The following is a 25,537-nucleotide window of genomic DNA, read 5'->3' as shown; positions in this document are numbered from 1 at the left end:
CCGTCGAAACCACGGGGCTGCCCGAGGGTTATAAAGCGGAGCTCATATATCACGGCCATAGTGTGCAATTGAAGGTAACGAAAAAATAACGCCGGGCGTGTGTATCCTCCTACCTTTAAAGCCACGCCGGTCCATGCAAAAATGCCTGCAAATCTGCAGGCATTTTTTCCGTTTCAGGCTTAAATTTGAGAATTTCTGCAGATTTGCAGCCATTTGCTTGCCGGCCTTTTTCCTCTATTCTTCAAGAAACACAAGTCCGATAAACTCGTCTTTCTCCAGATTGCCGAAATAATGCTTGATATCGACGTCGGACAGAGCGGCACGGACATCGTTCTCCTCATAGCGTACGCCTTTCAGCTTGTCCTCGATATCGGTCACGTCGCCGACGCCGAAGAAATCGCCGTAGATCTTGATGTTCTTGATGTGGCCGTCCTTGATGTTCATCCGCAGGTCGATGATACCCACCGGAAACTTCTTGGCGTGCTTGACATTGCTCTCCGGGGACAGGCCGTAGTTCCAATCCCAGTTTTTATAGCGCTCGGCCGAGATTTGGCGGATCTTTTCCCAGTCGGCTTCCGTCAATTGGTATTGAGGAACGGCTGCCGGATCCATGCCGAAAATATGGCGGAGCAGCTCGGAGCGGAATTGTTCGATCGTCATTTTACGGTCCATAAAATCGATGATATTGGCGACGCGGCTGCGAACGGATTTCGTGCTCTTGGATTTGAATTTTTCGGGATTCGCGTGCAGGGAAGCTTGAACGTCCTCCAGGTTCAGATTAAACATTAAAGTCCCGTGGCTGAACATGCGTCCGCGGGTGGCGAACTGGGCGTTGCCCGAAATTTTCTGTTCCCCCACCTGAAGGTCGTTGCGGCCGGTCAATTCGGCGTTGACGCCGAAGGAACGCAGGGCCTCGACCACGGGCTCGGTAAATTTGCGGAAATTGTGAAACGATTGGCCGTCGTCTTTGGTGATGAAGCTGAAGTTCAGATTGCCGAGGTCATGGTATACCGCTCCTCCGCCGGAAAGCCGGCGGACGACCTGAATGCCGTTTTCTTTCACATACTCGGCATTGATTTCCTCGATCGTATTCTGGTGCTTCCCGATGATAATGGACGGAGCGTTGATATAAAACAGCAGGTAACTGTCGTCCTCAAGCGGCAAATGTCTTAGCGCGAACTCCTCGATGGCCAGGTTGACGGACGCATCGGTAATCCCCTGATTGTCGATAAACAGCATGTTACATGTTCCCCCCGTGTCTAGATTGGCGTTATGTACACTCTGAGTCTATTGTAAACCAAACCTTCCTTGAAATGAAAGACAACCCTGTTTTCTTTGCTTTTTCAAGGCTTGATTTCAACGTAAGGTGTGGTAGACTTCACCTAAAAGTGCAGTAGATTGAAAAAGACGGGGGCAATGGCAATGGTACTGGAAGTATACGGTCACGGCGGCGACATCTGGACCGCATCGGCACAATACGGGGTGGAGCCGGAACGGTTCATCGACTTCAGCGCGAATATCAATCCGCTCGGCCCGCCGCCCGGGCTGCTGGACCGGCTCAGAGAGGCCCTTCCGATCGTGACGGCCTACCCGGATCCGGGACATCGGGCCTTGATCGCCAAGTTGGCCGACAAGCTCGGCCGGGAGGAAGCGGGTTTTGTCGTCGGTAACGGGGCCGCGGAAAATATGGCGTTGGCCTTGCTTGCCGCGGGACCGAAGAAGGTGGGGATCGTCGAGCCCTGTTTCTCGGAATACGAGGCGCTCTCGCGGCAGTTCGGGGCCGAAGTGGTATCGGTGAGAGGAACGGAAGAGCGTGCTTTCCGAGCCGAACCCGAAGCGGTGCAGCGGTTGATCGGAGCGTGCGATCTGGTCTTTATCGGACAGCCGAACAATCCGAACGGGGTCCAATACAGCCGGGAGGAGCTCAGGTCTTTTGCGGAAGCCGGGGAGCGAAACGGAAGCTACGTCATTATCGACGAGGCTTTTATCGATTTTATCCCCGAAAGCGGGAGGCGGTCCCTCTTGGATGAGCTGGAACGTTACCGCCGGTTGATTCTGGTCCGGTCGATGACGAAATTCTATGCGATTCCCGGGCTTCGTCTCGGATACGCCGTCGCTCACCCGCAAACCGCCCGGGCGATGCGGGACAAGCAGGTGACCTGGAGCGTCAACGCCCTTGCCCTGCTTGCGGGAGAAATCTGTCTGGAGGCGGGAAGCGCCTTCGAGGAGGCTACGATTTCGCTGGTCGCCGAGCAGCGGGAGAGGCTGCGGCAGGGGCTGGAGCAACTCGGCTGCCTGACCTGGCCGGGGGAAGCGAACTTTCTCTTGGTCCGCCTGCCCGAAGGGAAGACGGCCGCCGGGGTGCAGGCGGCACTGGGAGCCAGGGGGATACTGGTCCGCAGCTGCGCCATGTACAAAGGGCTGTCCGACCGGGACATTCGCGTGGCCGTCAAGGATGAGTCGGCTTGCCTGCGTTTGCTGCAGGAAATGAAAGATGTATTGGTATTGACAGGGGGAGAAACGGAATGACGACACCTTTTTTGGATACGGGAGAAAGCGGGATCTACGAGTCGGCCGTCTGGCCGGGACTTCGCGTCATTCGCGGGGAGCGGCATATTCTGCTTGAAGCGCCGACGACACTGGAGAGCGTGGGCAGCTCGGTCTATGGCGGAGGCGCGGGTCCGCTTCGGCGGATGGTCAATATTTACGTCGACCGTCATTACCGCTGCGACGACCCTGTCCGTGATATCGGACGGAGTCTCCGGGAGTGGGGGTATCCCGCGGAGGAAACGGCGGGTCTGCTGACGGCGGTCCGGCTGCGGCATACCGCCGTGGCGGAGGAGCGCAACGATCATTTCGCCGTAATCTGCTGCGCGACGGCGGGAGTTTCGAACGCGGCGCGCGCCGGTGTCCGGCGGACGACGTTCCCGGCCTCATGGACGCCGGGAACGATCAACCTGATGCTTGCCGTCGACGGCAAGCTGACGCCGGCGGCGATGGTCAACGCCGTGATTACGGCGACCGAGGCCAAAGCCGCGGCGCTCGGCGATCTCGGCGTGCTCGACGCCGAGACCGGGCTTGCGGCCACCGGGACGACGACCGACGCGGTCGTGATCGGCGTAAGCCAGCGGCCGGATTGGCCGCTGCTGCACAGCTACGCCGGCACCGCGACGGACCTGGGCGGCACGGTGGGCCGCCTGGTTTACGCCGCCGTGTGCGAATCGCTGCGCGCCGCCGCGGCCCACGCGGAGCCGCGGCCGTGACGGCGGCGTGGTGGGTGCTGCCGGCCGCGTACGCGCTGGACCGGCTGCTGGGCGACCCGCGCTGGCTTCCCCATCCCGTGATCGGGATGGGGAAGGCGATCGTGCGGGTCGAGGCGGCGATCCGCCGCCTTTTCCGTCCCCGCGCCTACCGTGCCGCGGGGATTTTGCTGCCGCTGATCGTCGCCGGCGGCAGCTTTGCACTGGCCTGGGCGGCGCTGCGCTTGCTGGCCGGGGTCAGCCCCTGGCTGGCCGCCGCCGCGGAGGCCGTGCTGGTCTGGACGACCATCGCGGCCAAGGGCCTGCGGGACGCCGGGATGGAGGTGTGCGGCCATCTGCGGCGCGGCGACCTGCCGGCGGCCCGGCGTTCGCTAGGCATGATCGTCGGCCGCGACACCGGGCATCTGGAGCCGCCCGAGGTGGTGCGCGGGGCGGTGGAGACGGTGGCGGAGAACATCGTCGACGCCGTCGTGTCGCCGCTGTTCTTCGCCCTGATCGGCGGGGCGCCGCTGGCCATCGCTTATCGGGCGGTCAACACCCTCGATTCGATGGTCGGCTACAAGAACGAGAAGTACATCGATCTCGGATGGGCTTCGGCCCGGCTGGACGACATCGCCAACTACATCCCCGCCCGACTGACGGCGCTGCTGCTGGTCCCCGCGGCATGGGCTTGCGGCCTGGACGCGCGCGGAGCCTGGCGCATCTTCCGGCGGGACGCCACTTCCCATCCGAGTCCCAACAGCGGCTATCCCGAAGCGGCCGTGGCGGGAGCGCTCGGCGTTCGTCTCGGGGGAGAGAACTCCTACCATGGCGTAACTTCGTTCCGCAGTTATATGGGCGACAAGACGCGGGAATTGGAGCCCGAGGATATTCCAAAAACGGCGAGGCTGATGTTCTTCGTCTCGGGCGTTTTTGTGGTATTGGCCGTGATTTTGAGCTTATGGTGGAGCGAGGCCTGGTTCCTGACCGGGCGGTAAAAAGGAGGGGGAAGGATGGAATGGTGGCTGATCCGCCACGGCGCGACGGCCTGGAATGCGGAACGGCGGTACCAGGGGCAGAGCGACACGGAGCTGCTACCCGGGGACGCCTCGGGCTTGGCGCCGCTGCGGGAAACACTGGCCGGGGCCGGCTTTTCCGCCATATACTGTAGCGATTTGTCCCGCTGCCGGCATACGCTGCGGTTTCTTCGCCCGGATCTGGCACCTCACGCGGTTTATGACTCCCGGTTAAGGGAGATGCATTTTGGAGCCTGGGAAGGGCAAACCTACGACATGCTCAAGGATCTGGAAGTTTACCGGCGTTGGTTGGACAACCCTAAGGCCTGTACGCCGCCTGAAGGAGAGCCCTGGGAACAGTTTGAAGGGCGCGTCCGCAGCATGTACGGGGAACTCGCTTCCGTATCCGCGAAGCTGGAAAGGCAAGGGGAGTCGACGCCGCTGCTTATCGTGACGCATGGAGGCGTAATTTCTATGCTGTATACCCTGCTGGTTCCGGGATCGGATTTCTGGAACCCGCAGGCCAAGATCGGACCGGGCGAAATTTTGAAGGTCCGAACCAACTTTTGACCGGAGGATGAGGCTCTTGGCGAAACAGGAAAAACGAAAGCAGCGGCTGCGTTTAAGCGTGCTGGATCTGGTTCCCAAGCTTGGGAACTGCAGCGATGAGGAGGCCCTGCGGCAGGCGGTCCTGCTGGCGCAGCGGGCCGAGGCGTGGGGGTACCGCCGCTATTGGGCGGCGGAGCATCATAATATGGACGGTCTGGCCTGTCCGTCCCCGGAGGTTCTGCTCGCCCATATCGGCGCGTTGACGACCCGGATCAAGCTCGGCTCCGGGGCGCTGCTGCTGCCGCACTACGCTCCGCTGAAAGCGGCGGAGTGGTTCCGGATGCTGGCCGCGCTATATCCCGGGCGCATCGATCTGGGCCTGGGCCGGGCGCCCGGCGGCGATGCGCATACGGCGATGGCGCTTAGCGGCAATTTTTTGCAGCATGTGGCCCGGTATCGCCAGTCGGCGGCGGAACTTCTGGCACTGCTGGGGGATAGCTACACCTATGAGGACCGGCCGGTGGCAGCGCGTCCTGTTCCAGAGCGGCAGCCGGACGTATGGATGCTGGGAACGAACGTCAAAAGCGCCGGCTATGCGGCGGAACTCGGAACGGGGTACGTTTTCGGCCAGTTTATGAGCGAAAGCGACGGAATCGAAACGCTGCGCGTATACCGGAAGGAGTTTCGGCCCTCTGCTCTGCGGACGGAACCGGAAGCGATCGTGGCGGTTCAAGCGCTCTGCGCTCCCACGGAACGGGAGGCTCGCACGATGGCGGACCGGATGGAGGCCGAGCTGGTTGCCCGGGGAGGGCAGCCTCCCCGGGAGCGGCTGGTCGGAACCCCCGAGCAGTTGGCTGAGCGCCTGTCCGAGTTCCGGCGGATATACGAGAATGAGGAATTTTTGATCGTAACGGCGGCGCCGGATTATGAGGCCAGGCTCCATTCGTACCGTCTTTTGTCAGAAATCAATCTGTTGTAAATCAGGAGTCTTTCGAAAAACGGCCCGCCGACGGACGCCGTCTAGAACGCAGTCCCGCGTCCGCCGATGTCCAAATCGTTTTTAACCCACGGCGAGATCAAAAGGCCCAAGGGCTAGGGGCCTAGCACAATTCCAACACTTATTCCACTCCAAAAGATGCAAATCTGCAGGTATTTTTGCTGATTTATGGGGGGATTCGAAAAAAGATGTAAATCTGCAGACATTTCTAGCGATTTTAGAAAAAGGGAGCCTGTTTGGCCAAAAATTGCTGCAGATTTGCAGGAATTTTGAATTTTTTATTCCAAACCAGAAAAAAACATGCAGATATGCAGGAATTCTATGTTAGCAAGGTTGTCTATGGTTCACGTTAACTAGCGCACTGCCAGTCCCGGTTTCTCACACCGGGGAGAGACCCGCTTCCGGCGGACGCTCCGCTTTCTTTGGGGTGATTTGGATATCACCGTAACGAGGCTGCGTCAGCCTTTTTTTGCATTTTTGCGGGGAGCTTCGGAAATAAGCCGAAAACGAGCAGGCTGGCAAGCCAGGCGAAAACGGCGAGGGCGATGTTTTTCAGCCCGCTCTGCAGCCCGATGATGCTCCAGCGGTAGGCGCCAAGGTATAGCAGGACGCCCGGAACGATCAGAACAATCAGCCGGATCAGTAATCGTACACAAGGCGGTTTGGGATGATTGAGCAAAAACACGCGGCGGCCGCTGCGGATGCGCAGGGCGGCGAGCAGAAGATAAATCCCCAGACCGGCCGCAAGCCCATAAGCCACCCATTGATGCAAGGTCCTTGATTGAGCCAGCGCGACCGCTCCTTCCGGCAGTGCCCCGGTTTCAAACCGGATCCAGGCATGATACACATCCTGCCGCAAATCGATGCCGTTTTCGCTGTTGGTCAGGATGACCAAGCCGTTTTGGGACTCGGGGATAAAGCCGTAGAAGGCGTGCCAGCCCCGGTTGTCGCCCGGGTGGTAGAGAAGGGTGGTGCCGTCCGGCAGGCTACGGGAAAATATACCGAGTCCGTTTTCGCCCAAAACCGGTGTCTGCATCTCCCCGACCAGGTCGGGAGCTAGAACACCCCGCCCCAAGGGGATTCCTCCGGTCTTCGAGGTGTCCAGGCTCGCCTGCATGAGCTTTATCAAGTCTCCGGCGGTGGTGATCAACCCTGCGGCAGCCCGTTCAGTGAATCGGTAGTCGGGCAGTTCTTGTCCGAAATATCCGTAGGCTTTGGTCAGGGAGACTCTATCTTCTTTGCTTAGGCCGAAGCTGCTGGAGTTCATCCCCAGCGGGAGCAAAACCTGCTTTTCCATATAATCTTCGAACGGCTGCCCCGATACCTCTTCAATCACCATTTGAAGGATCGTATAGCCTGCCCCCGAATAGGCCGCTTCCGTGCCGGGAGTAAAGGCGAATTTTACGGGTTCGTTCAACATGCCTGCCCCCGCGAGGGATTGCTCGGGCGTGGGAAGCTCCCGGCCCGGCTCGACGCCCAGATAACCGGGATGGGGTGCAAGGCCTGCCGTATGGCTTAACAGCCGCCGGATCGTCACCTCCTCCGAAATGGTCTCCACACCTGGAATCGACCGGTTCCCCAAATGTTTGCCGACCGGGTCGTCCAACGATAGTTTCCCCTCTTCCGCCAGCCTCAAGATCCCCCAGGCGGTAACGCTTTTGGATATGGAGCCCGCCTGAAAGCGCGACGCTGCGTCCAGCTTATGGCCCGCCTTTTTATCCGCATATCCGTATTGCACCACGTAGCCGATTTTTCCATGCTCAAGAACGCCGATGGAAACGCCCGGCACCCCGTACTTTTTTTGCAATAGCGGAACCTGTTCGTCCAAGTAACGCCTGAACTCGGAGACGTTGTTTTTCTTCCCCGCGAGCCCCGAATCGGCCGGATTGGCCGCGGCGGTCGATGCGGCGTTTGCCATGGGGAAAAAGGCGCTTATTCCAGCACTCATCAGGAGAACCGGCAGCAAAGTTTTTTGGAGGATTCTGGCGGCGACCCCCGTTTGTCTGGTCATACGAATTCCACTCCCATCAGTTCAATCGCTCTTTAGTAGTGCTCAATCCTTCATGGATCTATCTCAACGACGCTTATACAGCTTTGAAGTATAGGCCGCATTACGTTTTCTTCCCATCGATTTGCCTTTAAAGGATCTTAAAGAAACCTTACACTTTTCTTACAAGAATTATGGAATATTTTGTATTTACAAGAACAAATGTTCGTATTATAATGATTCCAAAAGGAGAGATCGCTTTAATGGATGTACTGGAGAAGCTTACGATCTTGACGGATTCCGCCAAATACGATGCTTCCTGTTCCTCCAGCGGAGGGGAGAGAGCGGGCCAAGACGGTAAGTTGGGGAGCGCCGTTGCGTCGGGAATCTGCCACAGCTTTGCCGCCGATGGGCGTTGCATCTCTTTGTTGAAAGTTCTGATGACCAACAGTTGTATATTCGATTGCAAATACTGCGTTAATCGCCGTTCCAACGATACCCGCAGGGCGATGTTCACGCCGGAAGAGCTTGCGCAGCTTACGATGAACTTTTACCGCCGGAACTATATCGAGGGATTATTTTTAAGCTCGGGGATCGTCAAGAGTCCGGATTATACTACGGAACGATTAATCCGGGTGCTGGAACTGCTGCGGAATCAATATGGATTCTCGGGTTATATTCATGTGAAGGCCATCCCCGGAAGTGATCCCGAACTGGTGAACAGGCTGGGACTGCTTGCCGACCGGATGAGCGTAAACATTGAGCTTCCGTCCCGGGACAGCTTACGGCAGCTTGCGCCGGATAAGAGCAAGGAGACGATCCTTCGGCCGATGGCGGCGATTCGGGAGGGCATCCGCGAGAACAGTACGGATTTGGTGAAGTATCGGCATGCGCCGAAGTTTGTGCCGGGAGGACAGAGCACACAGTTGATCGTAGGAGCTTCGCCGGACAGCGATCTGAAGATTTTGACGCTGACCGAGGCGCTGTATCGCAAATACGAGTTGAAGCGGGTGTATTATTCCGCTTACACGCCGGTGGTGGAACATTCGCTGCTTCCGGCGCTGGACAGCAAGCCGCCGCTTCTGCGGGAGCATCGGCTCTACCAGGCGGACTGGCTGCTGCGGTTTTACGGATTCGAAGCCCATGAACTGCTGGATGAAAGAACACCGAACTTCAATCCGTTTATGGATCCCAAGTGCCATTGGGCTGTCAACCATATCGACCGGTTCCCCGTGGAGATCAATCAGGCCCCGTACGAATCATTGCTGCGGGTCCCGGGAATCGGCGTGCGAAGCGCCAAGAGGATCGTTACGGCGCGGCGAGCGGGAAGTTTGGACTTTGCCGGATTAAAGAAGCTGGGGGTCGTGCTGAAGCGAGCGCAATATTTTATTACCTGCTCCGGCAGGCGTCTTGAAGGGTTGAAAGTGAATGAAAGCACAATCCTGCGATCCCTGTTGTCCAAGAAGGAAATCTCTTTGTATCTGCCTAAGCCCCAGGTGGAGCAGCTTACGCTGTTCAGCGACGAAGAACTCGCGGCGGGCAAGGGGGCGGAAGTGATTGCGACATGAGTTGGACCCGCCAATCCGCTTACGTTTACGACGGCAGTTTTGACGGTTTTCTCAGCTGTGTGTTTGAAAGCTATGACCGTAAAGAAGAGGCGGTGGACATACGGCCGGGTGACGATTGTCTTTATACCCTGTTCGATGCGGTATGGGTCGAGACCGATTTGGTGAAGGCTTCCAGAGTCTACAAGGGAATCGGCGCCAAAATCGGTCCGGACGCGCAGGAACTGATCCGCTGCGGCTTTCTTACTTGCGTGGCCGATAAGGAGTTGCTGCTGTACCGTTTTTTGAGGCTTGGCTTTCAATATGGACGTACGGTTATGAATATGCTGACGGAGGATACGGTCCACCGGCTGCGGAAGGCGGTAAAGCATTTAAAGACGGAAAGTCACGCTTATTTGGGATTCGTTCGGTTCTCGGATTATGGCGATATTCTTGTCGCAATTATCGAGCCCAAGAATCAGGTGCTGCCGCTGCTGGCCTCCCATTTCTGCGATCGGTACCGGAGGGAATCGTTTCTGATTTATGACAAGACTCATGGACAAGCATTGATGCAGAAGCAGGAGGGTCCGCTTACAGAACGGGTGGGACTTTTTCGTCTGGACGAGCTTGTATTGCCCGAGCCGAGCCAAGAGGAGATGTCATACCGGAGACTGTGGAAGCAATTTTATGATACGGTGGCGATCCGGGAAAGAAATAATCCCCGGGCCAGGCTTTCCCATATGCCCCAACGTTACTGGGCACAGTTAACGGAAATGCAGCAGAGCCATCGATCGGCGGCCCCCTCCCCGAAGCGTTTACGGTAAGCCGCGATCTTCTGGTACAATGGTTCAGAGGATGTAAGGCCTGTATGGCTTAGCCTTGCCTTACGTGGGCCAAATTGCCCCAAGCGAGAGCAATGTGAAGAAGGAGACGGAACGTGGATTGGTATCGGAATTCTCAAAGTAGTTACAATTACATCTACCCCTATGCGTGCCACGAGAACGAGAGAGAATTGTGCAGGCTTGAGCTTCGCAGCTTGTTTGGGCAAGAGCCCGGAGCACATTCCTTTATGGAAAGCAAAACCGCTATCGGAGCGAGCCGGAGCCCTTTCATTTCCATGGAAATGAGGGTGTTGGCCAGAAGCGGCTCGCTCGAGGAGGTTTTATCCCTTGCGGAGAAACTTGACTTGAAGGGGAAGACCTTCAAAGTCAAATATCTCAAAAACGGTACGCCTCGCAGTTACGAAGACCAGCGCCGCTTGGAGAGAACGGTCGGGGCTCATATTCGGGGCACGGCCGAGATGAGGCAGCCGGACGTCCTGTTCGGTCTGTTGCATGACGGGGAGTCGTGGAGACTTGGCATATGCGAGCCGGCGGATCCTGTTTGGCAGAGGCATAAACATAAGCCCCGGAATTATTCTACAGGGCTTTCCGCCACCCTGGCCCGAAGTCTGGTAAATATCGCCGTTCCCGTTGTCTCCGGGTTCCGTGCGGTCGATCCCTGCTGCGGGATGGGCAATGTACTGATCGAGGCCCTATCGATGAGGATCGACATTGTGGGACGGGATATCAATCCGCTGGCGATCCGCGGCGCGAGGGTCAACCTGGCCCATTTCGGATATCATCATGAAGAACTTGTCGGCATCGGGAATATGCATGAAATTGACGATCGCTTTGACGCGGCGATTCTGGATATGCCTTACAATTTATGTTCCGTTCTTCCTTTGGAGGAGAAACGTGCGATGCTGTTGAGCCTGCGCCGGTTCAGCGACACTTCGGTGGTCGTATCGTCGGAAGAACTGGAGCCGGAATTGCGCCGGGCGGGGTTTCAAATTCAGGGCTTTGCCAAAGTAACGAAGGGCTCTTTTGTGCGAAGCGTTTGGGTGTGCAGCTGAGCGTCAGCGCTCTTCCCGGGCAAAATGAATATTTGGCGAAACCGTATCACGGGACGGTTTCTTTCGTATTGTAAGTTCTCGGCTTTTCCCCTATAATCCAAAAGAGATAGATCGCCTGGATTCAAGCGAATACGGAAATACCCGTCGGTCCCGAAGCCCGCAAGTTTGCGAGCCAAGGGTTAAAAGGGAAGCCGGTGAAACTCCGGCACGGTCCCGCCACTGTATACAGGGACGCGCCCAAGCATGCCACTGTCGTACGCCACAGTATGATGGGAAGGCCGGGCGTTCGTCGGAACCTGGAAGTCAGGAGACCTGCCACGGGAAGGATAGACGGTCCTTCGAGGAAAGGATAACGTTCTGCTTAGAGGAGTGATCCCAGCGTTCCGGCACCGGAATATGACGACGGTCTCCCCTATAACTTTGTAGACGTAACCCATCCGCTAGGATGGGTTTTTCTTCATGAAGAGACATCGGAGTTGAGTTGCTGCTCACCAGGCAGGCTATTCTAGAATTACAGACACAGAAGGAGAGAAAGAGATGAAAAAGTGGACTAAGATCTGGGGGATCTGGCTTCTGGCCATTCTGTTGCTCGTCACTGCAGGCTGCGGGGCGAACGGTAAAAATGCCGCGGAGGGCGCCAAAGAGGGACAAGCCCAGCAGCAGGAGACGCCGAAGGATACGTCGAACGCAGCGGACCAGGAAAGCCTTAAAACGACTTATCCGCTGACCGTAAAAGACGGTTACGGCACGGAGTTTACGTTCGAATCGGCGCCGCAGCGCATCGTGTCGCTGGCCCCGTCGGAAACCGAAGGGCTGTTTGCCCTGGGACTGGATGAGCAGGTTGTCGGCGTTTCCGACAATGACGATTATCCGGAAGCCGTAAAAGACAAGCCGAGAATGGGCGGTTTCCAGGTTAATGTGGAAGCGGTCGTTGCGGCTCAGCCGGACCTCGTTCTGGCGGGGAGCCTGGTTGGTGATGAAACGGTGAAAAGCCTGAGTGATCTCGGTTTGAAAGTGTTCCGTTCCAACGCAAAAACGATGGAAGAGGTCATGGCGAACATCCGGTTGGTCGGTCAAATTACGGATCGCCAGAAGGAAGCCGGCGAGGTTACCGGCCAAATGCAGGCCGAGTTGGATAAGGTCAAGGAAGCGGTAGGCAAGCTGCCGGCCGATCAGAAGAAGAAGGTCTATATCGAATTCTCGCCGGGCTGGACGGTCGGCAAGGGTGAATTTATGGATGAAATGATTACGCTGGCCGGCGGAGAAAATGTCGCTTCCGACCTTACCGGTTGGAACGAAATTAACGAAGAGAACATTATCAAAGCGAATCCGGATGTTATTCTTTACGCCAAAAGCGTGGTTGACGAGAATAACCGGACGCTCGCCGATATTATCAAGAGCCGCGGAGGCTGGGACCAGATCACCGCGGTCAAGGAAGGCCGCATTATCGGGTTGGACGACAACCTGCTGAGCCGTCCCGGTCCACGTGTGACCAAAGGGCTTATCGATGTGGCTAACGCGATTTACCCGGATTTGATTCAGCCGTGAGGAACAAACTGGCAGGCTACGGATTTATAGGCCTCGGGCTGCTGATTCTTACCCTGCTGGTCTGTGTGGGATTCGGCTCCGTCAAAATGCCGGTCCTTGAGATCGCGAAGATCCTGCTGCATCGCCTTCCGGGCATGGGCCATTGGATTGAGCCGACCTGGGATACGGCTTCGGAGCAAATTGTGATGCAAGTCCGGCTGCCTCGCGTGCTTCTCGGCCTTCTGGTCGGGGCGTCGCTGGCGGTTGCGGGCGCTGCCTTTCAGGGCGTGCTGCGCAATCCGCTCGCCGATCCGTTCACCCTCGGGGTTTCCTCCGGCTCTGCCGTGGGCGCGGCCGTATTGATTTTTTTCGGCTGGCAGTTTTCGCTTATCGGCGTGTTTACCCTGCCTGTCGTCGCTTTTCTCACCGGGGCGGCTACGTTATGGATCGTCATGTGGCTGGCCCGGGAAAACGGCAAAATACCGATTGAAAGCCTGATCCTGTCCGGTGTGGTCATGCAGTCCTTTCTGGGTGCCGTCGTCTCGTTCCTGACGGCGATGTCCAAGGAGACCGTGAACCAGATCATGTACTGGACCATGGGCAGCTTGAGTCTGAGGGGATGGTCCTATACGGCCATCCTGCTTCCATATTTGGCGCTGGGCGGGTTGTTTCTGTGGAGCCGGGCCCGTTCGTTGAACCTGTTTGCCTTGGGAGAACGGCAGGCGGCCCATTCCGGATTAAACGTGGAGGGAACCAAACTGCTCATCCTCCTCGTCGCTACGCTTATGACGGCGGCAGCGGTATCCGTGTCGGGAGTCATCGGGTTTGTGGGCCTCGTCGTTCCCCATATGATCCGGCTGATCACCGGACCGGACTATCGCCTGATTATCCCGCTCTCCGCGATCGGAGGCGGCATTTTCATGATGTGGAGCGACCTGGCGGCCCGTTCGCTGCTCGCGCCCACGGAAATTCCGCTCGGGGTTGTAACGGCTTTTGTCGGAGCGCCGTTTTTCGCTTATTTGCTGTATCGTAAAAAAAGAGCAAGGGAGAAGGAACTGTCATGATCCAGGTTAAGGAGGTCACCAAGTGCTACGGGAAATTTAAAGCCTTGCAGGACATTGACTGGAGCATTGCGCCCGGGGAGTTTTGGGGCGTGATCGGCCCGAACGGCAGCGGGAAAAGCACGTTGCTCAGCCTGCTCTCCGGCGTCGAAGCGCCCGATCGGGGAGAAATCTCCTTGGCCGGGCGCTCTTTGTCCTCCTACGGGCGAAAAGATCTGTCCCGGAAGCTGGCGGTGCTGCAGCAGGACGGGCTTCCTCCGATCGCCTACACGGTCCGTGAAGTCATCGAGATGGGCAGGTTTGCTTATCAGGACTGGCGTGGCCGGGAAAAACAGGGCGGGGCGGAAGAACTGCTTCAGCGGATCATGAAGAGAATGGAGCTTGAGGAACTGGCGCATCGACCGCTCAGCAATCTGAGCGGGGGACAAAGGCAGCGGGCCGCTCTGGCCAAAGTGATGGCACAGCAGCCGGAGATCGTCCTGCTCGATGAGCCGACCACTTACCTGGATATCCGCTATCAAATGCAGTTTATGGATCTCATCGCCGGTTGGCAGCGGGAGGAGGGCTTGACGGTCGTTTCCGTGATGCACGATTTAAACCTGGCATCACTTTACTGCGACCGTCTGCTCGTGCTGAACGGCGGGCGCATTGCCGGTCAGGGAGCTCCGGGCGACATTCTCGTGCCGGAAACCCTGGAAAGTGTGTTTCATGTGAAGTCTTACCGTATTCCACATCCCGATTCGGGAGCCCCGCAACTGCTGCTCCGAAAAGCGGAGAACATCATGCCGCGTTGATCCGGACTCGGCGCGCTCTCCCTCATAAAGTCTGCGGATAAAATCAATAAAGAAGACAATCAATCTAAGGTTATTCAAGGAGGCGTTTTCCGATGCTTCAAAGCGTTAAGGAGATAGCTCGTTCGATTTCCGCACTGGACGCCAAGGCGGCCGCCGCAGCCCAACTGCACTTGGATAGCTTGACCAAGCCACCGGGCAGTTTGGGCAAGCTGGAAAGCGTGGCGATGAAGCTGGCGGGAATCACGGGGCGAGTGGCAACCTCCTTCCCCAAGAGCGCCGTCGTCGTTATGGCAGCCGATCACGGTGTTTGCGCGGAAGGAATCAGCGCGTTTCCCGCCGAGGTTACTCCGCAAATGGTGCGGAATTTCCTTGCCGGCGGCGCGGCGGTCAACGTGCTGGCCCGGCAGGCCGGCGCGGAGGTGATGTGCGTGGATATCGGTGTCGACGCCGATATCGAGCATCCGGATTTGATCGCGAAGAAAATCCGGTACGGCACAGGCAACATCGCTGTCGGTCCGGCGATGAGCCGGGAGGAGGCCGAGGCGGCGATCCTCGTCGGCTTCGAAATCGTGAAGCAGGCGGCAGCGCGTGGCGTCGGGTGTTTCGTGACCGGGGAGATGGGGATCGGCAACACGACGGCCAGCGCTGCGTTAATGAGCGCCTTTACCGGGATCCCGGCACGGGAAACCGTAGGCCGGGGGACGGGAATCAGCGAGGAGCGCTGGCGACATAAAGTGGGCGTGGTCGATAGAGCCCTGGCATGCAACCGCCCCGATCCCGCCGATCCGATCGGAACGCTCGCCAAACTGGGCGGCTTGGAAATCGCCGGCTTGACCGGTGTCATTCTGGGCGCCGCGGCCAACCGCTGTCCCGTGGTGATCGACGGGTTTATTTCCAGCGTTGCGGCGCTGGCGGCGCAGCGGATCGCGCCGGAATCCGCGGGGTACATGATCGCTTCGCACGTTTCCCAGGAGCAAGGGCATGCCCAACTGCTCAGCCTTCTGGGGCTTGAGCCGATGCTGCATCTGGAGATGCGCTTGGGAGAAGGAACGGGCGGCGTCCTGGCGCTTCATCTGCTGGACGCGGCCTGCCGGATTATGGCCGAAATGGCCACCTTCCAGGGCGCGGGAGTTTCGACCTCGCACGAGAATGCCAAAGACGGTACCCCGGAAAACGGAGGGAACGGGTTATGATCGTAACGGTGACGGGAGGGGCCCGCAGCGGAAAAAGCTCGTTCGCCGAACGCTGGTGCATGAAGCATGCTCCGTCGGGATGGTATGTGGCGACCGCGCAGGCCTTCGACGAGGAAATGCGTCTGCGGATCGATCGCCATCGCCTTCAGCGCGAGGATAGCCGCTATCCCTGGACAACGTTGGAGGAACCGCTTCGGCTTGCTGGGCTGTTGAGGGAACTGCCGGGATATGACGGCTTTCACCCGGACTCTTGCGTGCTGGTCGACTGCCTGACACTTTGGCTGTCGAACGTGCTTCTGGCCGCGGAGGCCGAAGGGCGGGCCACCGAAGACGCGCTGACCCGCGAGATTGCGCGCTTGCAGGAAGCGGTCGCCGCCTATCCGGGGACGCTCGTTCTGGTGACGAATGAAGTGGGCAGCGGAATCGTTCCCGAGTACCCGCTCGGCCGGCTGTACCGGGATTACGCCGGCATCCTGAACCAGAGGATCGCCGAAATTTCGGACCAGGTCTTTTTGGTGACGGCGGGTATTCCGATCGAACTGAAAAGCAGGGAGTATTTGCTATGACACAAAAAGGACGGCCTATCCTGGCCGCTTTTCAATTTCTGTCCCGGTTTCCGGTTAAGGCGGAGCTGGATTTTACCCCGGAGCTGCTTAAACAAAGCGTCAAGCACTATCCGCTGGTCGGCGCCGCGATCGGGCTTGCCGTTTGGGTAGGGGGAGTTCTGTCGGCGCAGGCGCTCCCCGTGTTCCCGGCGGCGGTGATCGCTTTGATCCTCTGGGTCTGGCTCACGGGCGGATTGCATCTGGACGGCTGGATGGATTCGGCGGATGCCCTGTTAAGCTACCGTTCCCGCGAAAAAATGCTGGAAATCATGAAGGACAGCCGCGTAGGGGCGATGGGGGTGCTCGCTTGCGTTTTGCTGCTTCTGCTAAAGGCTTCACTGTTGACTTCGCTGCTCGCGGCGGGCAGCCTGCCGGCGGGAGCGGCGCTCCTGACGGCCCCCGTGTGGAGCCGTTGGTTTATGGCCCGCGCCATGTCCAAATGGCCGACCGCGCGTGAGGGCGAAGGTCTGGCGGGCCTGTTTCGCGGCCTGAAAGCGAAGGACACCGTACAAGCAGCGATCAGCGCCTTGGTGTTGACCGCCGCCGGATTGAGCCTGACGGCATTGTTGCCGGGGGACGGTCCGGGTCTGCTGCGGCTAGGCGTTTACTTTGTCGCCGCTCCGGTGCTGACGGCAGCGGCCGGTTCGCTGGCCGCCGGCAAAATTTGCTCCAAACTGGGCGGATTGACGGGCGACACCTACGGGGCGATGAACGAAGGGCTGGAGGCGCTGCTGCTTGTGCTGGCGGTTGTTGTTTTTCAGACAGCATAGACGGTTAGGAAGGTAACCCCGCGACAGTATTAGGAGCAAGGGAGGCGAGAGGGATGAATGAAGCGGTCCAAAACCGGGAATCCGAGCCGGGGCAGGGGAAAGTGCTCATGGTGCAGGGGACGGCCTCCGATGTGGGCAAAAGTGTAATCGTCACCGCGCTGTGCCGGATTTTTACCCGCGCCGGATTTCGTACGGCCCCATTTAAGTCGCAGAATATGGCTTTAAATTCTTACGTGACCGAGGACGGGTTGGAGATCGGCCGCGCGCAAGGGATTCAGGCGGAGGCTTGCGGCATCCCCGCGACGACGGACATGAATCCCGTACTGCTAAAGCCTACGGGGGAAATGCGGTCCCAGGTGGTGGTACACGGCAAGCCGCACGCCCATCTTAGCGCTGCGGGCTACCGGGAGGAGTTCCTGCCGGTGGCCAAGCCTTTGGTGATGGAAGCGCTCGGGCGGCTGCGGCATAAGTACGATATCGTCGTGATGGAAGGCGCCGGAAGCCCGGCGGAAATCAACCTGAAGCATCGCGACATCGTCAACATGAATCTGGCCGGATGGGCGGATGCGCCGGTGATTCTTGTGGCCGATATCGACCGCGGCGGCGTATTTGCGTTTCTGGTCGGTACCCTGGAACTGCTGGAACCGGAGGAGCGGGCCCGGGTCAAAGGATTTATCATTAACAAGTTCCGGGGAGATCTGGCGCTTTTGCGGCCGGGTCTGGACTGGCTCGAGAAGCGGACGGGGATTCCCGTGTTGGGCGTACTGCCCTTTATGCCGGATCTGGACATCGAAGCGGAGGATTCGGTGGTGCTGGATACGTACTCGTCACGTCCGACGGCCGGCCGGGAGCTGGATATCGCGGTGATCCGCTATCCCCGAATATCGAATTTCACCGATTTCGACATTCTTTCTTCGGAACCGGATGTGTCCTTGCGTTATGTTCAGCATGCCGATCAGCTCGGTACCCCCGACATCGTCATACTGCCGGGATCCAAAGATACGATCGGCGATCTGGAGTTTTTGCGTGAGCAGGGGTTGGAGCGCGCGATTCGCGAATTTCTGGAGGGCCGGCGTAACACCCGGCTTGTCGGCATCTGCGGCGGTTACCAAATGCTTGGCCGGCAGCTTCATGATCCCGAAGCCGTGGAATCCGCGGTTCCCCGCGCGGCCGCAGGTTTGGGCTGGCTGCCGGTGGAGACGACGTTTCTTCCGGGCAAGACGACGATTCGCGTCGGCGGGAGCACGCTGCCCGGGATTGCGGGTTTTGCAGACTCGGCGGGACGCGGATTTCCGATCAGCGGTTACGAGATTCATGCGGGACGGACGGAGCCGATGCGGAACGTAAGCGACACGCCCGTATCCGAAACGGTCCCGGTATTTTTCATCCGCGAGCCGGATGGAACCGACCGGTTTGAGGGGACCGCACGAAAGGACGGGAGGGTGTTTGGCACCTATCTGCACGGGGTGTTCCAAAACGACGCCTGGCGGCGGTCCTGGTTGAACGCCGTACGCGCGGACAAGGGGCTCCCCCCTCTGAAGTCGCAGTTAGCGGCCGATTCACGGAAAGAGGCCGCGTTTAACCGGCTGGCGGATCATGTGGAATCCCACTTGGATATGCGGCAAATCTACAGCATGCTGCGGCCATAGCCGGGCCAGGTCGTTGGCGTTTAACAGAACGAATGAATGATGACAACGCAAACGCCCGCGTTTAAGGTATTCCCTTATACGCGGGCGTTTTGTTCGTTTTCTGGAAGGACGCCTATATTTTAAACTTCTCCACCGCTTCCTGCAGTGTAAGCGCCTGGCGATACAAAGACTGAACGGTCTCGGTATGAAGCTCCATTTCGGACATTTGCCGGTTGGCGTAATCGGCGATCTGTTCGATGCTCTGCAGGGATTTGGCGGTAATGTTCGCGGCTTCTTCCACCGAAGCGGTGACTTCCTCCGTGCCGGCGGACACTTCCTGTGTCGAAGCGGATACCGATTGAATCGTCGAATTGATGGTTCGGATAAGTTCCGTCAGTTGGCCGAAAGCGAATCCGGCCTGGTCGACGCGCTCACGTCCGGACTTGATTTCATGGCTGACAAGCTCCATGGCGTTAACGGAATTCATGGCCTCCTCCCGGATGCTGAGCAGGTACTCCCCGATTTGGTCCGTCGCCGTACGCGATTGTTCCGCCAGCTTGCGGACTTCCTCGGCGACCACCGCGAACCCCTTGCCATGCTCGCCTGCCCGAGCGGCTTCAATCGCCGCGTTCAGCGCCAGGATATTGATTTGTTTGGTGATGTCCATAATGACTCCGACCACCGCGGCGATGGACTCCGACCGTTCATTCAGAACGGAAATATAGCTGCGCGACTGGATCGCCGCCTGTTCGATCGCTTTCATCTGCTCAACGGCCGTATTGGCGAGCGTGTTGCCAGACTCGGCCTCCGTCGAAGCCTGCCCGATCTTCTCCGTCACCACAGCGGATGAAGTGGCGATATGCTGCACGCCCTGCGAGATTTCCTCCATCGCCCTGGCGTTCTCCGCCGCGGTGGAAGCGATCGTGAAGCTGCCTTTTTCGATCTCCAGCGTCGCCGTACCCGATTGTTCGGTTAGCTCCTTGAAGGTGGAGGCGGAGTGGAGCAACTGGTCGGAACCGTCTACAACGTTGCGGGAGGTTTCCAGCACTTGTCCGATCATCGCTTTTAACTGCGCCGTCATGATCCGGAAACTGTCGGCGAGCCGGCCGACTTCATCCTTGGACGCAATTCCGATTTCCTGCCGGAAATCGCCCTGTGCCATCAGGCTGGTTACTTCCTCCAGTTTTTTGATCGGGTTGGTGATCCGCCGGCTGTTGAGATAAGCGACCAGCATCCCGACGAGAATCACAAGCAGGAAAATCCCTATACAAATCCAGAAAATTTCCGCCTTCTTGTCCTCGATGAACGTAGCGTCCATGCCTACGGCGAGCAGCGCCGAACTGCCCGGGAGGGCGATGTAGGCGGTTTTATGAGACCCGAATTGGTCGGAGTACAGCGGGCTGATGCTGGCTTTTCCTTTCGATTCGGCTTTGCGCATCGCCTCCTGAACTTCAAGCTGATCGCCGACCTTCATCGGGGATCCCTCATCCACGCCGATGACGATGGCCTGATCCTCTTTCAAGTCGAGCAGATAGGCCGTATGTAACTGAAACTCTTCCACCTTTTCGCTGAGATAGGACTCTACAATGACGCGGGAATTTTCCTTCCCGTTCAACAATTGCAGAGCTTGTGTCGTATCCATCTCTTTAAAAATATCCTTCGAGCTCGTTTGCAGCACCCTGTCAAATTGCGGCAGCACATTCCGGTTGATAATCCCCATGGAGACAAAGTAGAAACTCAGGCTGAACAACAGCGAAGACAAAATGATGACGATCGCAAACGTGGCCATAAACTTGCGGCCGATAGAATGATTGACTTTTAGCATAGAAAGCCTCCCCTGTCCCTCTCCTAATTTTCTTTATTTCTCTGCTTGACGTGATCCGGTTACCTAGGCGGTATGGCATGGTCCTAGTCTTAATTAACCAGTGTATATTTAGGACTATTTTATAGAAAAAAATGCCTTTTGAAAATGATATTTTTTATATTTTCATTTTTCAAATTACGGCAAATGAAAATAAGGGATGGCAACCGGGCCGGAGTTGTGGTATCTTGGGACTTGCTGCGCTTTGAAGCAGCCGCGGTTCGCAACCATCCCGCGTAATCAAAACTAGGAGGAGTTTCAGATGTTCAATATCGGATGGGGCATTTTTTATATGCTCGTCAATTTCGGCTTTTTCCTGCTCTGTTATCGGTTGTTTGGGAAAAAAGGCCTGTATGCCTGGATCGGCGTCGCCACCGTCATCGCAAACATTCAGGTCGTCAAGACCGTGGAGATGTTCGGCATCGTCATGACGCTGGGGAACACGATGTATGTCAGCCTGTACTTGACCAGCGATTTGCTGAACGAAAAATTCGGGCGCGAGGAAGCCAAAAGAGCCGTCTGGTTCGGCTTTTTCACCTTGATCATGACCACCGTTCTCATGCAGATGGTACTGGCCTTTGAGCCGCAGGAAAGCGACATTTCCCAGGGAGCGCTAGAGACGATTTTCGGGCTGATGCCGCGGCTCGCACTCGGAAGTCTCACCGCCTATTTTGTCAGCCAATTTCTGGACGTCCGCCTGTACTCGTGGATCCGGAAATACTATCCCAAGCGACATCAACTTTGGATTCGGAATAACGGAAGCACGATGGTCAGTTCTTTTGTCGACACGCTGATTTTCTGCTCCATCGCTTTTCTCGGACAGTATAGTCTCCAGGTTTGGCTGGAGATCCTGCTGACGACGTACGTGTTCAAATTTGTCCTAACGGCCGCGGGCACTCCCGTTCTGTATATCGCCCGGAACTTCCACCATGCGGAGGATGAGCCGGTTAAGACGGTGCCGCAATAAGCGGTTTATTATGAAGATAACCCTCGGGCCATTCGCCCGGGGGTTATTAAGACTATCGAGCTTAAGAAACTTTATAGCATGGAAAAAGACGGCGTTGGAGCACATTCGATCAATCCTTCGGGCCCGATTGCATCTGATCCGGCGCGCCTAACGGAAGCCATAGCCGCTATTTTGGCCAAGAGGGCCGATTACTCAAATCTAACGGACGCATTAGCGCCTATTTCTGTATTTTCGATCGGTGAACCCCCGAATCAGTAGGAATAGGCGCTATTATTTCCGTTAGGATCGCGATCGGCCCTATTTTCGCGAAATAGCGGCTATTACGTCCGGGTACCCACCGACCGGACGCATCCCGCGCGCCCTAACGGAAGCCATAGCCGCTATTATGGCCAAAAGGGCCGATTACCGAAATCTAACGGACGTATTAGCGCCTATTTCTGCAATTTCGGTCGGTGAACCCCCGAATCAAGAGGAATAGGCGCTATTATTTCCGTTAGGATGACGATCGGCCCTATTTTCGCGAAATAGCGGCTATTACGTCCGGGTACCCACCGACCGGACGCATCCGGCGCGCCTAACGGAAGCCATAGCCGCTATTTTGGCCAAAAGGGCCGATTACTCAAATCTAACGGACGCATTAGCGCCTATTTCTGTATTTTCGGTCGGTGAACCCCCGAATCATCAGGAATAGGCGCTATTATTTCCGTTAGAATGGCGATCGGCCCTATTTTCGCGAAATAGCGGCTATTACGTCCGGGTACCCACCGACCGGACGCATCCGGCGCGCCTAACGGAAGCCATAGCCGCTATTTCGGCCAAAAGGGCCGATTACCGAAATCTAACGGACGTATTAGCGCCTATTTCTGTAATTTCGGTCGGTGAACCCCCGAATCAACAGGAATAGGCGCTATTATTTCCGTTAGAATGGCGATCGGCCCTATTTTCGCGAAATAGCGGCTATTATGTCCAAGTATGGCCGGGCGGGCTTTCACCCAATGACTTCGCTCGAGCGGTCGAGCCTGAGTCGGACCGTATCCGATCGCTCTTGGTTCAGATCGCCGTCGCTCTTGGTTCAGCCAGCCGTCGATCTTGGCAAGGGCTTTTCACCCGCCCTACAAATACTGCAGCTCTTTGGGAAACGCCGTGAGCACCTCGACACCGGACGCCGTTACGAGGCAATCGTCTTCGATTCGAACGCCGCCGACGCCGGGCACGTAGATGCCGGGCTCGACCGTAAACACATTCCCTTCCCGGAGCGTATGCTCGTTCAGACCGTGGATGGAAGGGAATTCGTGGACATCAATGCCGAGCCCGTGGCCCAGCCGGTGGTTGAAATAGGGGCCGTACCCGGCATCCTCGATGACGTCTCTCGCCGCCTTATCCAGGGAGGCGAACGTCATGCCGGGCTTGACGGCGGCGATGGCCGCCCGGTTGGCCGCGAGCACCGTTTCATAGATGCGGACCTGCTCCGGTTTCAGCGCTCCGAACGCGAACGTACGGGTGATATCGGAAGCGTAGCCGTCGGCGTAAACGCCGATATCGAACATCACCAGGTCGCCGGGGCGCAGTTGGCGCTCGCCGGGAACCCCGTGAGGCAGCGCGGTTTTCTCGCCGAACAGCACCATGCTGTCAAAGGAAGGGCCATCGGCGCCCAGCTTGCGGATTTGGTACTCCACTTCCGCGACAAGTTCGGACTCCGAAACGCCCTCCTTGACTTGTTTGAGCGCTTGCTCCAGCACGGCTTCGATCAGCCGGACCGCACGGCGAATCCTCTCAACTTCGGCCGGGCTTTTGCAAACGCGCATTTCCCGCAGCCAAGGTCCGACATCCGCATATTCCGTCAAAGCCAGGGCTTCCTGCAGGTGTTCCAACCGGGACACCGTCATGTACTCTTTTTCAAGACCCAGCTTGCCCGCCGGGGTTTTCAAATGCTTGCTCAAGAGTTGATACGGATTGTCGGTATCGAGGTGGGTCACGATTTCCATGCCGTGGGTGGCGGCTCGTGCGGCCTCCTCATCCAAGGCGGGCACGACCAGAAACGGGGCGTCGCCGGGCTGAAAAACAACGCCCAGAAAACGTTCGTGCGGATTGCTGAGAAAACCGGTTAAATAATATACATGCTTGGGGTCGGTGATGAGCAGGGTTTGCAGCCCATGCTGCTTCATCAGCCGCTCCAAAGCGGACCATTGCTCGGTCATTACGGACAACTTCCTTTCCTGATTGGTCTTGGATAAATAATAGGTTACTACTTCTTACGGAGAAAAAAAAGAAGCTGACGCGCGGGGGAGTTTACTTTTTTCCGTATTTCACTAAACTATTATTGTTGCTTAAATTTTGAATAGATTCGGGAGGTTGCAGCGTGGCCGTTGAGAAAAAAGATACGACGAAGTTTATTTTGCTCGGGTTGATGTTGGCGATATTGATGGCGGCTATGGACAATACGATCGTCACGACCGCGATGGGAACGATCGTCTCCGAGCTCGGAGGGATGGATCAGTTCGTATGGGTGACGTCCTCCTATATGGTTGCGGTAATGGCGGGAACGCCGATCTTCGGAAAGCTGTCCGATATGTACGGACGGAAGCGGTTCTTTTTATTCGGTATCATCACATTTTTGATCGGTTCGGTATTATGCGGAATCGCGCAAAGCATCGTTCAACTGAGCATCTTCCGCGCGATTCAGGGGATCGGCGGCGGAGCGTTGATGCCGATTGCCTTCACGATTATCTATGATATTTTTCCGCCGGAAAAACGGGGCAAAATGACGGGGCTGATGGGGGCGGTGTTCGGTACGTCCAGCATCTTCGGTCCGCTTCTGGGGGCCTATATCACCGATACTTTGGGCTGGAACTGGGTGTTTTACATCAATGTGCCGATCGGCTTGGTTTCCCTGGCCTTTATCGTTCCGTTCTATAAGGAATCCCTGTCGCACAGCAAACAGCAGATCGATTGGACAGGGGCGTTTACGCTCGTCGGATCGGTCGTTTGCCTGATGTTTGCGCTGGAGTTGGGCGGGCAGAAATACGCCTGGAATTCCGGCGTGATTCTTGGCCTGTTTGCCGGATTCGCCGCGTTGTTTGTCATCTTTTTGTTTGCGGAAAAAAGAGCGAGCGAGCCGATTATCTCTTTCGGCATGTTCAGGAACCGGCTTTACGCGACAAGCAGTCTATTGGCTCTGTTTTACGGCTCGGTCTTTATCGTGGCTACCGTGTATATCCCGATTTACGTACAAGGGGTTTACGGGGGGAGCGCGACGAATTCCGGGTTGATCCTGATGCCGATGATGGTTGGCTCCGTTGTGGGAAGCATGATGGGCGGCATGCTCACTTCCCGGTTGTCTTATAAGTCCATTATGCTGATCTCCGCCGTGTTTTTCGTATCCGGCTTTTTCGCCCTCAGCACGTTGTCGAGCGATTCCTCCCGGCTGTTGCTGACGGTATACAGCGTCATCAGCGGATTCGGGGTCGGTTTCTCCTTCTCCGTGCTCGGCATGGCCGCCGTTCACCCGTTCGACATGAGCAAGCGCGGGGCGGCGACCTCGACCAACTCATTTCTGCGGTCTTTGGGGATGACGCTGGGAATCACGATTTTCGGCATCCTGCAGCGGAACTTGATGAACTCGAACCTGGAGTCGGCCTTCCAGGGAATGGGGGGACAGGCCGGGATGAACTTCGGGGATACGCGCGAAGCGCTGTCGCCAGAGAAGCGGGCTTTGATCCCGCCGGAGATTCTGAACAAAGTTACGGATGCCCTGTCTTCATCCATCGCCCATACGTTTATGTGGACGTTGGTTCCGGCGGCCCTGGCGGCGATCGTGGTGCTGGGCATGCCGGGCGATCGGCTGCTGGCGGCCCGGGGGGAAGCCTCCAAGCCTCGCGGCTAGCTAGCGTACGCCATGTGTTTAC

Annotated in this window: 21 protein-coding genes and 1 riboswitch; of the genes, 17 read left to right on the top strand and 4 right to left on the bottom strand. The window is 57.4% G+C overall.

The window, feature by feature from the left end; genetic code table 11:
- Positions 1–234 precede the first annotated feature (234 nt).
- Positions 235–1,239: a lipoate--protein ligase gene (locus tag FRY98_RS05660; RefSeq protein WP_148450731.1), complete on the bottom strand. Its 1,005-nt coding sequence runs from the start codon at positions 1,237–1,239 to the stop codon at positions 235–237.
- A gap of 183 nt (positions 1,240–1,422) precedes the next feature.
- Here FRY98_RS05660 and cobD point away from each other — a divergent pair, with 183 nt between their 5' ends.
- From cobD to FRY98_RS05635, 5 genes are read left to right on the top strand one after another with little or no spacing between them, the layout of a single operon-like run.
- Complete coding sequence (cobD, locus tag FRY98_RS05655; protein WP_148450730.1) at positions 1,423–2,529, top strand: threonine-phosphate decarboxylase CobD; 1,107 nt, start codon at positions 1,423–1,425, stop codon at positions 2,527–2,529.
- The gene (locus tag FRY98_RS05650) at positions 2,526–3,263 is read left to right on the top strand and encodes an adenosylcobinamide amidohydrolase (protein WP_148450729.1); all 738 of its coding nucleotides are present in this window, start codon (positions 2,526–2,528) and stop codon (positions 3,261–3,263) included. The genes cobD and FRY98_RS05650 overlap by 4 nt, the downstream gene beginning before the upstream one ends.
- Complete coding sequence (gene cbiB / locus FRY98_RS05645; protein ID WP_148450728.1) at positions 3,260–4,237, top strand: adenosylcobinamide-phosphate synthase CbiB; 978 nt, start codon at positions 3,260–3,262, stop codon at positions 4,235–4,237. Before FRY98_RS05650 ends, cbiB begins: the two co-directional genes overlap by 4 nt.
- 15 nt (positions 4,238–4,252) lie before the next feature.
- Positions 4,253–4,825: a histidine phosphatase family protein gene (locus FRY98_RS05640; RefSeq protein WP_148450727.1), complete on the top strand. Its 573-nt coding sequence runs from the start codon at positions 4,253–4,255 to the stop codon at positions 4,823–4,825.
- A 7-nt stretch (positions 4,826–4,832) separates the two neighbouring features.
- Positions 4,833–5,783: an MsnO8 family LLM class oxidoreductase gene (locus FRY98_RS05635; protein WP_148450726.1), complete on the top strand. Its 951-nt coding sequence runs from the start codon at positions 4,833–4,835 to the stop codon at positions 5,781–5,783.
- A 457-nt stretch (positions 5,784–6,240) separates the two neighbouring features.
- On the opposite strand, the gene FRY98_RS05630 is transcribed toward FRY98_RS05635, so the two are convergent.
- Positions 6,241–7,812 (bottom strand): serine hydrolase domain-containing protein, encoded by a 1,572-nt coding sequence (locus tag FRY98_RS05630; protein WP_225039486.1) that lies wholly within the window; start codon positions 7,810–7,812, stop codon positions 6,241–6,243.
- A 239-nt stretch (positions 7,813–8,051) separates the two neighbouring features.
- On the opposite strand from FRY98_RS05630, the gene FRY98_RS05625 reads away from it, so the two are divergent.
- The 10 genes from FRY98_RS05625 to FRY98_RS05580 all read left to right on the top strand — a co-directional run bounded on the left by FRY98_RS05625 (position 8,052) and on the right by FRY98_RS05580 (position 18,825).
- Complete coding sequence (locus FRY98_RS05625; protein WP_148450725.1) at positions 8,052–9,356, top strand: putative DNA modification/repair radical SAM protein; 1,305 nt, start codon at positions 8,052–8,054, stop codon at positions 9,354–9,356.
- On the top strand, positions 9,353–10,156 hold the full coding sequence (locus tag FRY98_RS05620; RefSeq protein WP_148450724.1) for a TIGR03915 family putative DNA repair protein: 804 nt from the start codon (positions 9,353–9,355) through the stop codon (positions 10,154–10,156). Before FRY98_RS05625 ends, FRY98_RS05620 begins: the two co-directional genes overlap by 4 nt.
- A 245-nt stretch (positions 10,157–10,401) precedes the next feature.
- Complete coding sequence (locus FRY98_RS05615) at positions 10,402–11,226, top strand: TRM11 family SAM-dependent methyltransferase (protein ID WP_225039485.1); 825 nt, start codon at positions 10,402–10,404, stop codon at positions 11,224–11,226.
- A 127-nt stretch (positions 11,227–11,353) separates the two neighbouring features.
- Positions 11,354–11,560, top strand: a riboswitch (cobalamin riboswitch).
- A 203-nt stretch (positions 11,561–11,763) separates the two neighbouring features.
- Positions 11,764–12,774 carry an ABC transporter substrate-binding protein gene (locus FRY98_RS05610; protein WP_148450722.1) on the top strand — a complete coding sequence of 337 codons (1,011 nt, stop codon included), beginning with the start codon at positions 11,764–11,766 and terminating at the stop codon, positions 12,772–12,774.
- Entirely contained in the window at positions 12,771–13,817 is a 1,047-nt protein-coding gene (locus tag FRY98_RS05605; RefSeq protein WP_148450721.1) for a FecCD family ABC transporter permease, read from the top strand. Before FRY98_RS05610 ends, FRY98_RS05605 begins: the two co-directional genes overlap by 4 nt.
- Positions 13,814–14,608, top strand: coding sequence for an ABC transporter ATP-binding protein (locus FRY98_RS05600; protein ID WP_148450720.1), 795 nt, complete (start codon positions 13,814–13,816; stop codon positions 14,606–14,608). The genes FRY98_RS05605 and FRY98_RS05600 overlap by 4 nt, the downstream gene beginning before the upstream one ends.
- A 92-nt stretch (positions 14,609–14,700) precedes the next feature.
- Positions 14,701–15,801 carry a nicotinate-nucleotide--dimethylbenzimidazole phosphoribosyltransferase gene (cobT, locus tag FRY98_RS05595; RefSeq protein WP_148450719.1) on the top strand — a complete coding sequence of 367 codons (1,101 nt, stop codon included), beginning with the start codon at positions 14,701–14,703 and terminating at the stop codon, positions 15,799–15,801.
- Complete coding sequence (cobU, locus tag FRY98_RS05590; RefSeq protein WP_148450718.1) at positions 15,798–16,367, top strand: bifunctional adenosylcobinamide kinase/adenosylcobinamide-phosphate guanylyltransferase; 570 nt, start codon at positions 15,798–15,800, stop codon at positions 16,365–16,367. Before cobT ends, cobU begins: the two co-directional genes overlap by 4 nt.
- Positions 16,364–17,176: an adenosylcobinamide-GDP ribazoletransferase gene (gene cobS / locus FRY98_RS05585; protein ID WP_148450717.1), complete on the top strand. Its 813-nt coding sequence runs from the start codon at positions 16,364–16,366 to the stop codon at positions 17,174–17,176. Before cobU ends, cobS begins: the two co-directional genes overlap by 4 nt.
- A gap of 53 nt (positions 17,177–17,229) precedes the next feature.
- Positions 17,230–18,825, top strand: coding sequence for a cobyric acid synthase (locus FRY98_RS05580; RefSeq protein WP_225039483.1), 1,596 nt, complete (start codon positions 17,230–17,232; stop codon positions 18,823–18,825).
- A 112-nt stretch (positions 18,826–18,937) separates the two neighbouring features.
- Here the strand turns inward: FRY98_RS05580 and FRY98_RS05575 are convergent, their stop codons facing one another.
- Positions 18,938–20,629: a methyl-accepting chemotaxis protein gene (locus tag FRY98_RS05575; protein WP_148450716.1), complete on the bottom strand. Its 1,692-nt coding sequence runs from the start codon at positions 20,627–20,629 to the stop codon at positions 18,938–18,940.
- A gap of 298 nt (positions 20,630–20,927) precedes the next feature.
- Here FRY98_RS05575 and FRY98_RS05570 point away from each other — a divergent pair, with 298 nt between their 5' ends.
- A complete protein-coding gene (locus FRY98_RS05570) occupies positions 20,928–21,632 on the top strand; it encodes a queuosine precursor transporter (RefSeq protein ID WP_148450715.1) in 705 nt (234 codons plus the stop codon).
- A gap of 1,112 nt (positions 21,633–22,744) precedes the next feature.
- Here FRY98_RS05570 and FRY98_RS05565 read toward each other — a convergent pair.
- Positions 22,745–23,830 carry a M24 family metallopeptidase gene (locus FRY98_RS05565; protein WP_148450714.1) on the bottom strand — a complete coding sequence of 362 codons (1,086 nt, stop codon included), beginning with the start codon at positions 23,828–23,830 and terminating at the stop codon, positions 22,745–22,747.
- Positions 23,831–23,991: 161 nt separating this feature from the next.
- Between FRY98_RS05565 and FRY98_RS05560 the strand changes: the two genes are divergently transcribed.
- Positions 23,992–25,515: an MDR family MFS transporter gene (locus FRY98_RS05560; protein WP_276508678.1), complete on the top strand. Its 1,524-nt coding sequence runs from the start codon at positions 23,992–23,994 to the stop codon at positions 25,513–25,515.
- Positions 25,516–25,537 lie beyond the last annotated feature (22 nt).

Origin of the sequence: Paenibacillus faecis (assembly GCF_008084145.1) — a bacterium.
Lineage (GTDB): Bacteria > Bacillota > Bacilli > Paenibacillales > Paenibacillaceae > Fontibacillus > Fontibacillus faecis.
This window is presented reverse-complemented; position numbering and strand designations above follow the sequence as displayed.

Excerpts from the sequence above, each read along its gene's own strand:
- FRY98_RS05565 (WP_148450714.1), bottom strand. The coding sequence starts at position 23,830 with ATGACCGAGCAATGGTCCGCTTTGGAGCGGCTGATGAAGCAGCATGGG.
- FRY98_RS05575 (WP_148450716.1), bottom strand. The coding sequence starts at position 20,629 with ATGCTAAAAGTCAATCATTCTATCGGCCGCAAGTTTATGGCCACGTTT.
- cobU (WP_148450718.1), top strand. The coding sequence starts at position 15,798 with ATGATCGTAACGGTGACGGGAGGGGCCCGCAGCGGAAAAAGCTCGTTC.
- FRY98_RS05620 (WP_148450724.1), top strand. The coding sequence starts at position 9,353 with ATGAGTTGGACCCGCCAATCCGCTTACGTTTACGACGGCAGTTTTGAC.
- FRY98_RS05640 (WP_148450727.1), top strand. The coding sequence starts at position 4,253 with ATGGAATGGTGGCTGATCCGCCACGGCGCGACGGCCTGGAATGCGGAA.
- FRY98_RS05580 (WP_225039483.1), top strand. The coding sequence starts at position 17,230 with ATGAATGAAGCGGTCCAAAACCGGGAATCCGAGCCGGGGCAGGGGAAA.
- FRY98_RS05660 (WP_148450731.1), bottom strand. The coding sequence starts at position 1,239 with ATGCTGTTTATCGACAATCAGGGGATTACCGATGCGTCCGTCAACCTG.
- FRY98_RS05635 (WP_148450726.1), top strand. The coding sequence starts at position 4,833 with ATGAGGCTCTTGGCGAAACAGGAAAAACGAAAGCAGCGGCTGCGTTTA.
- FRY98_RS05610 (WP_148450722.1), top strand. The coding sequence starts at position 11,764 with ATGAAAAAGTGGACTAAGATCTGGGGGATCTGGCTTCTGGCCATTCTG.
- cobD (WP_148450730.1), top strand. The coding sequence starts at position 1,423 with ATGGTACTGGAAGTATACGGTCACGGCGGCGACATCTGGACCGCATCG.
- cobT (WP_148450719.1), top strand. The coding sequence starts at position 14,701 with ATGCTTCAAAGCGTTAAGGAGATAGCTCGTTCGATTTCCGCACTGGAC.
- FRY98_RS05630 (WP_225039486.1), bottom strand. The coding sequence starts at position 7,812 with ATGACCAGACAAACGGGGGTCGCCGCCAGAATCCTCCAAAAAACTTTG.
- FRY98_RS05615 (WP_225039485.1), top strand. The coding sequence starts at position 10,402 with ATGGAAAGCAAAACCGCTATCGGAGCGAGCCGGAGCCCTTTCATTTCC.
- FRY98_RS05570 (WP_148450715.1), top strand. The coding sequence starts at position 20,928 with ATGTTCAATATCGGATGGGGCATTTTTTATATGCTCGTCAATTTCGGC.
- FRY98_RS05650 (WP_148450729.1), top strand. The coding sequence starts at position 2,526 with ATGACGACACCTTTTTTGGATACGGGAGAAAGCGGGATCTACGAGTCG.
- FRY98_RS05625 (WP_148450725.1), top strand. The coding sequence starts at position 8,052 with ATGGATGTACTGGAGAAGCTTACGATCTTGACGGATTCCGCCAAATAC.
- cobS (WP_148450717.1), top strand. The coding sequence starts at position 16,364 with ATGACACAAAAAGGACGGCCTATCCTGGCCGCTTTTCAATTTCTGTCC.
- FRY98_RS05600 (WP_148450720.1), top strand. The coding sequence starts at position 13,814 with ATGATCCAGGTTAAGGAGGTCACCAAGTGCTACGGGAAATTTAAAGCC.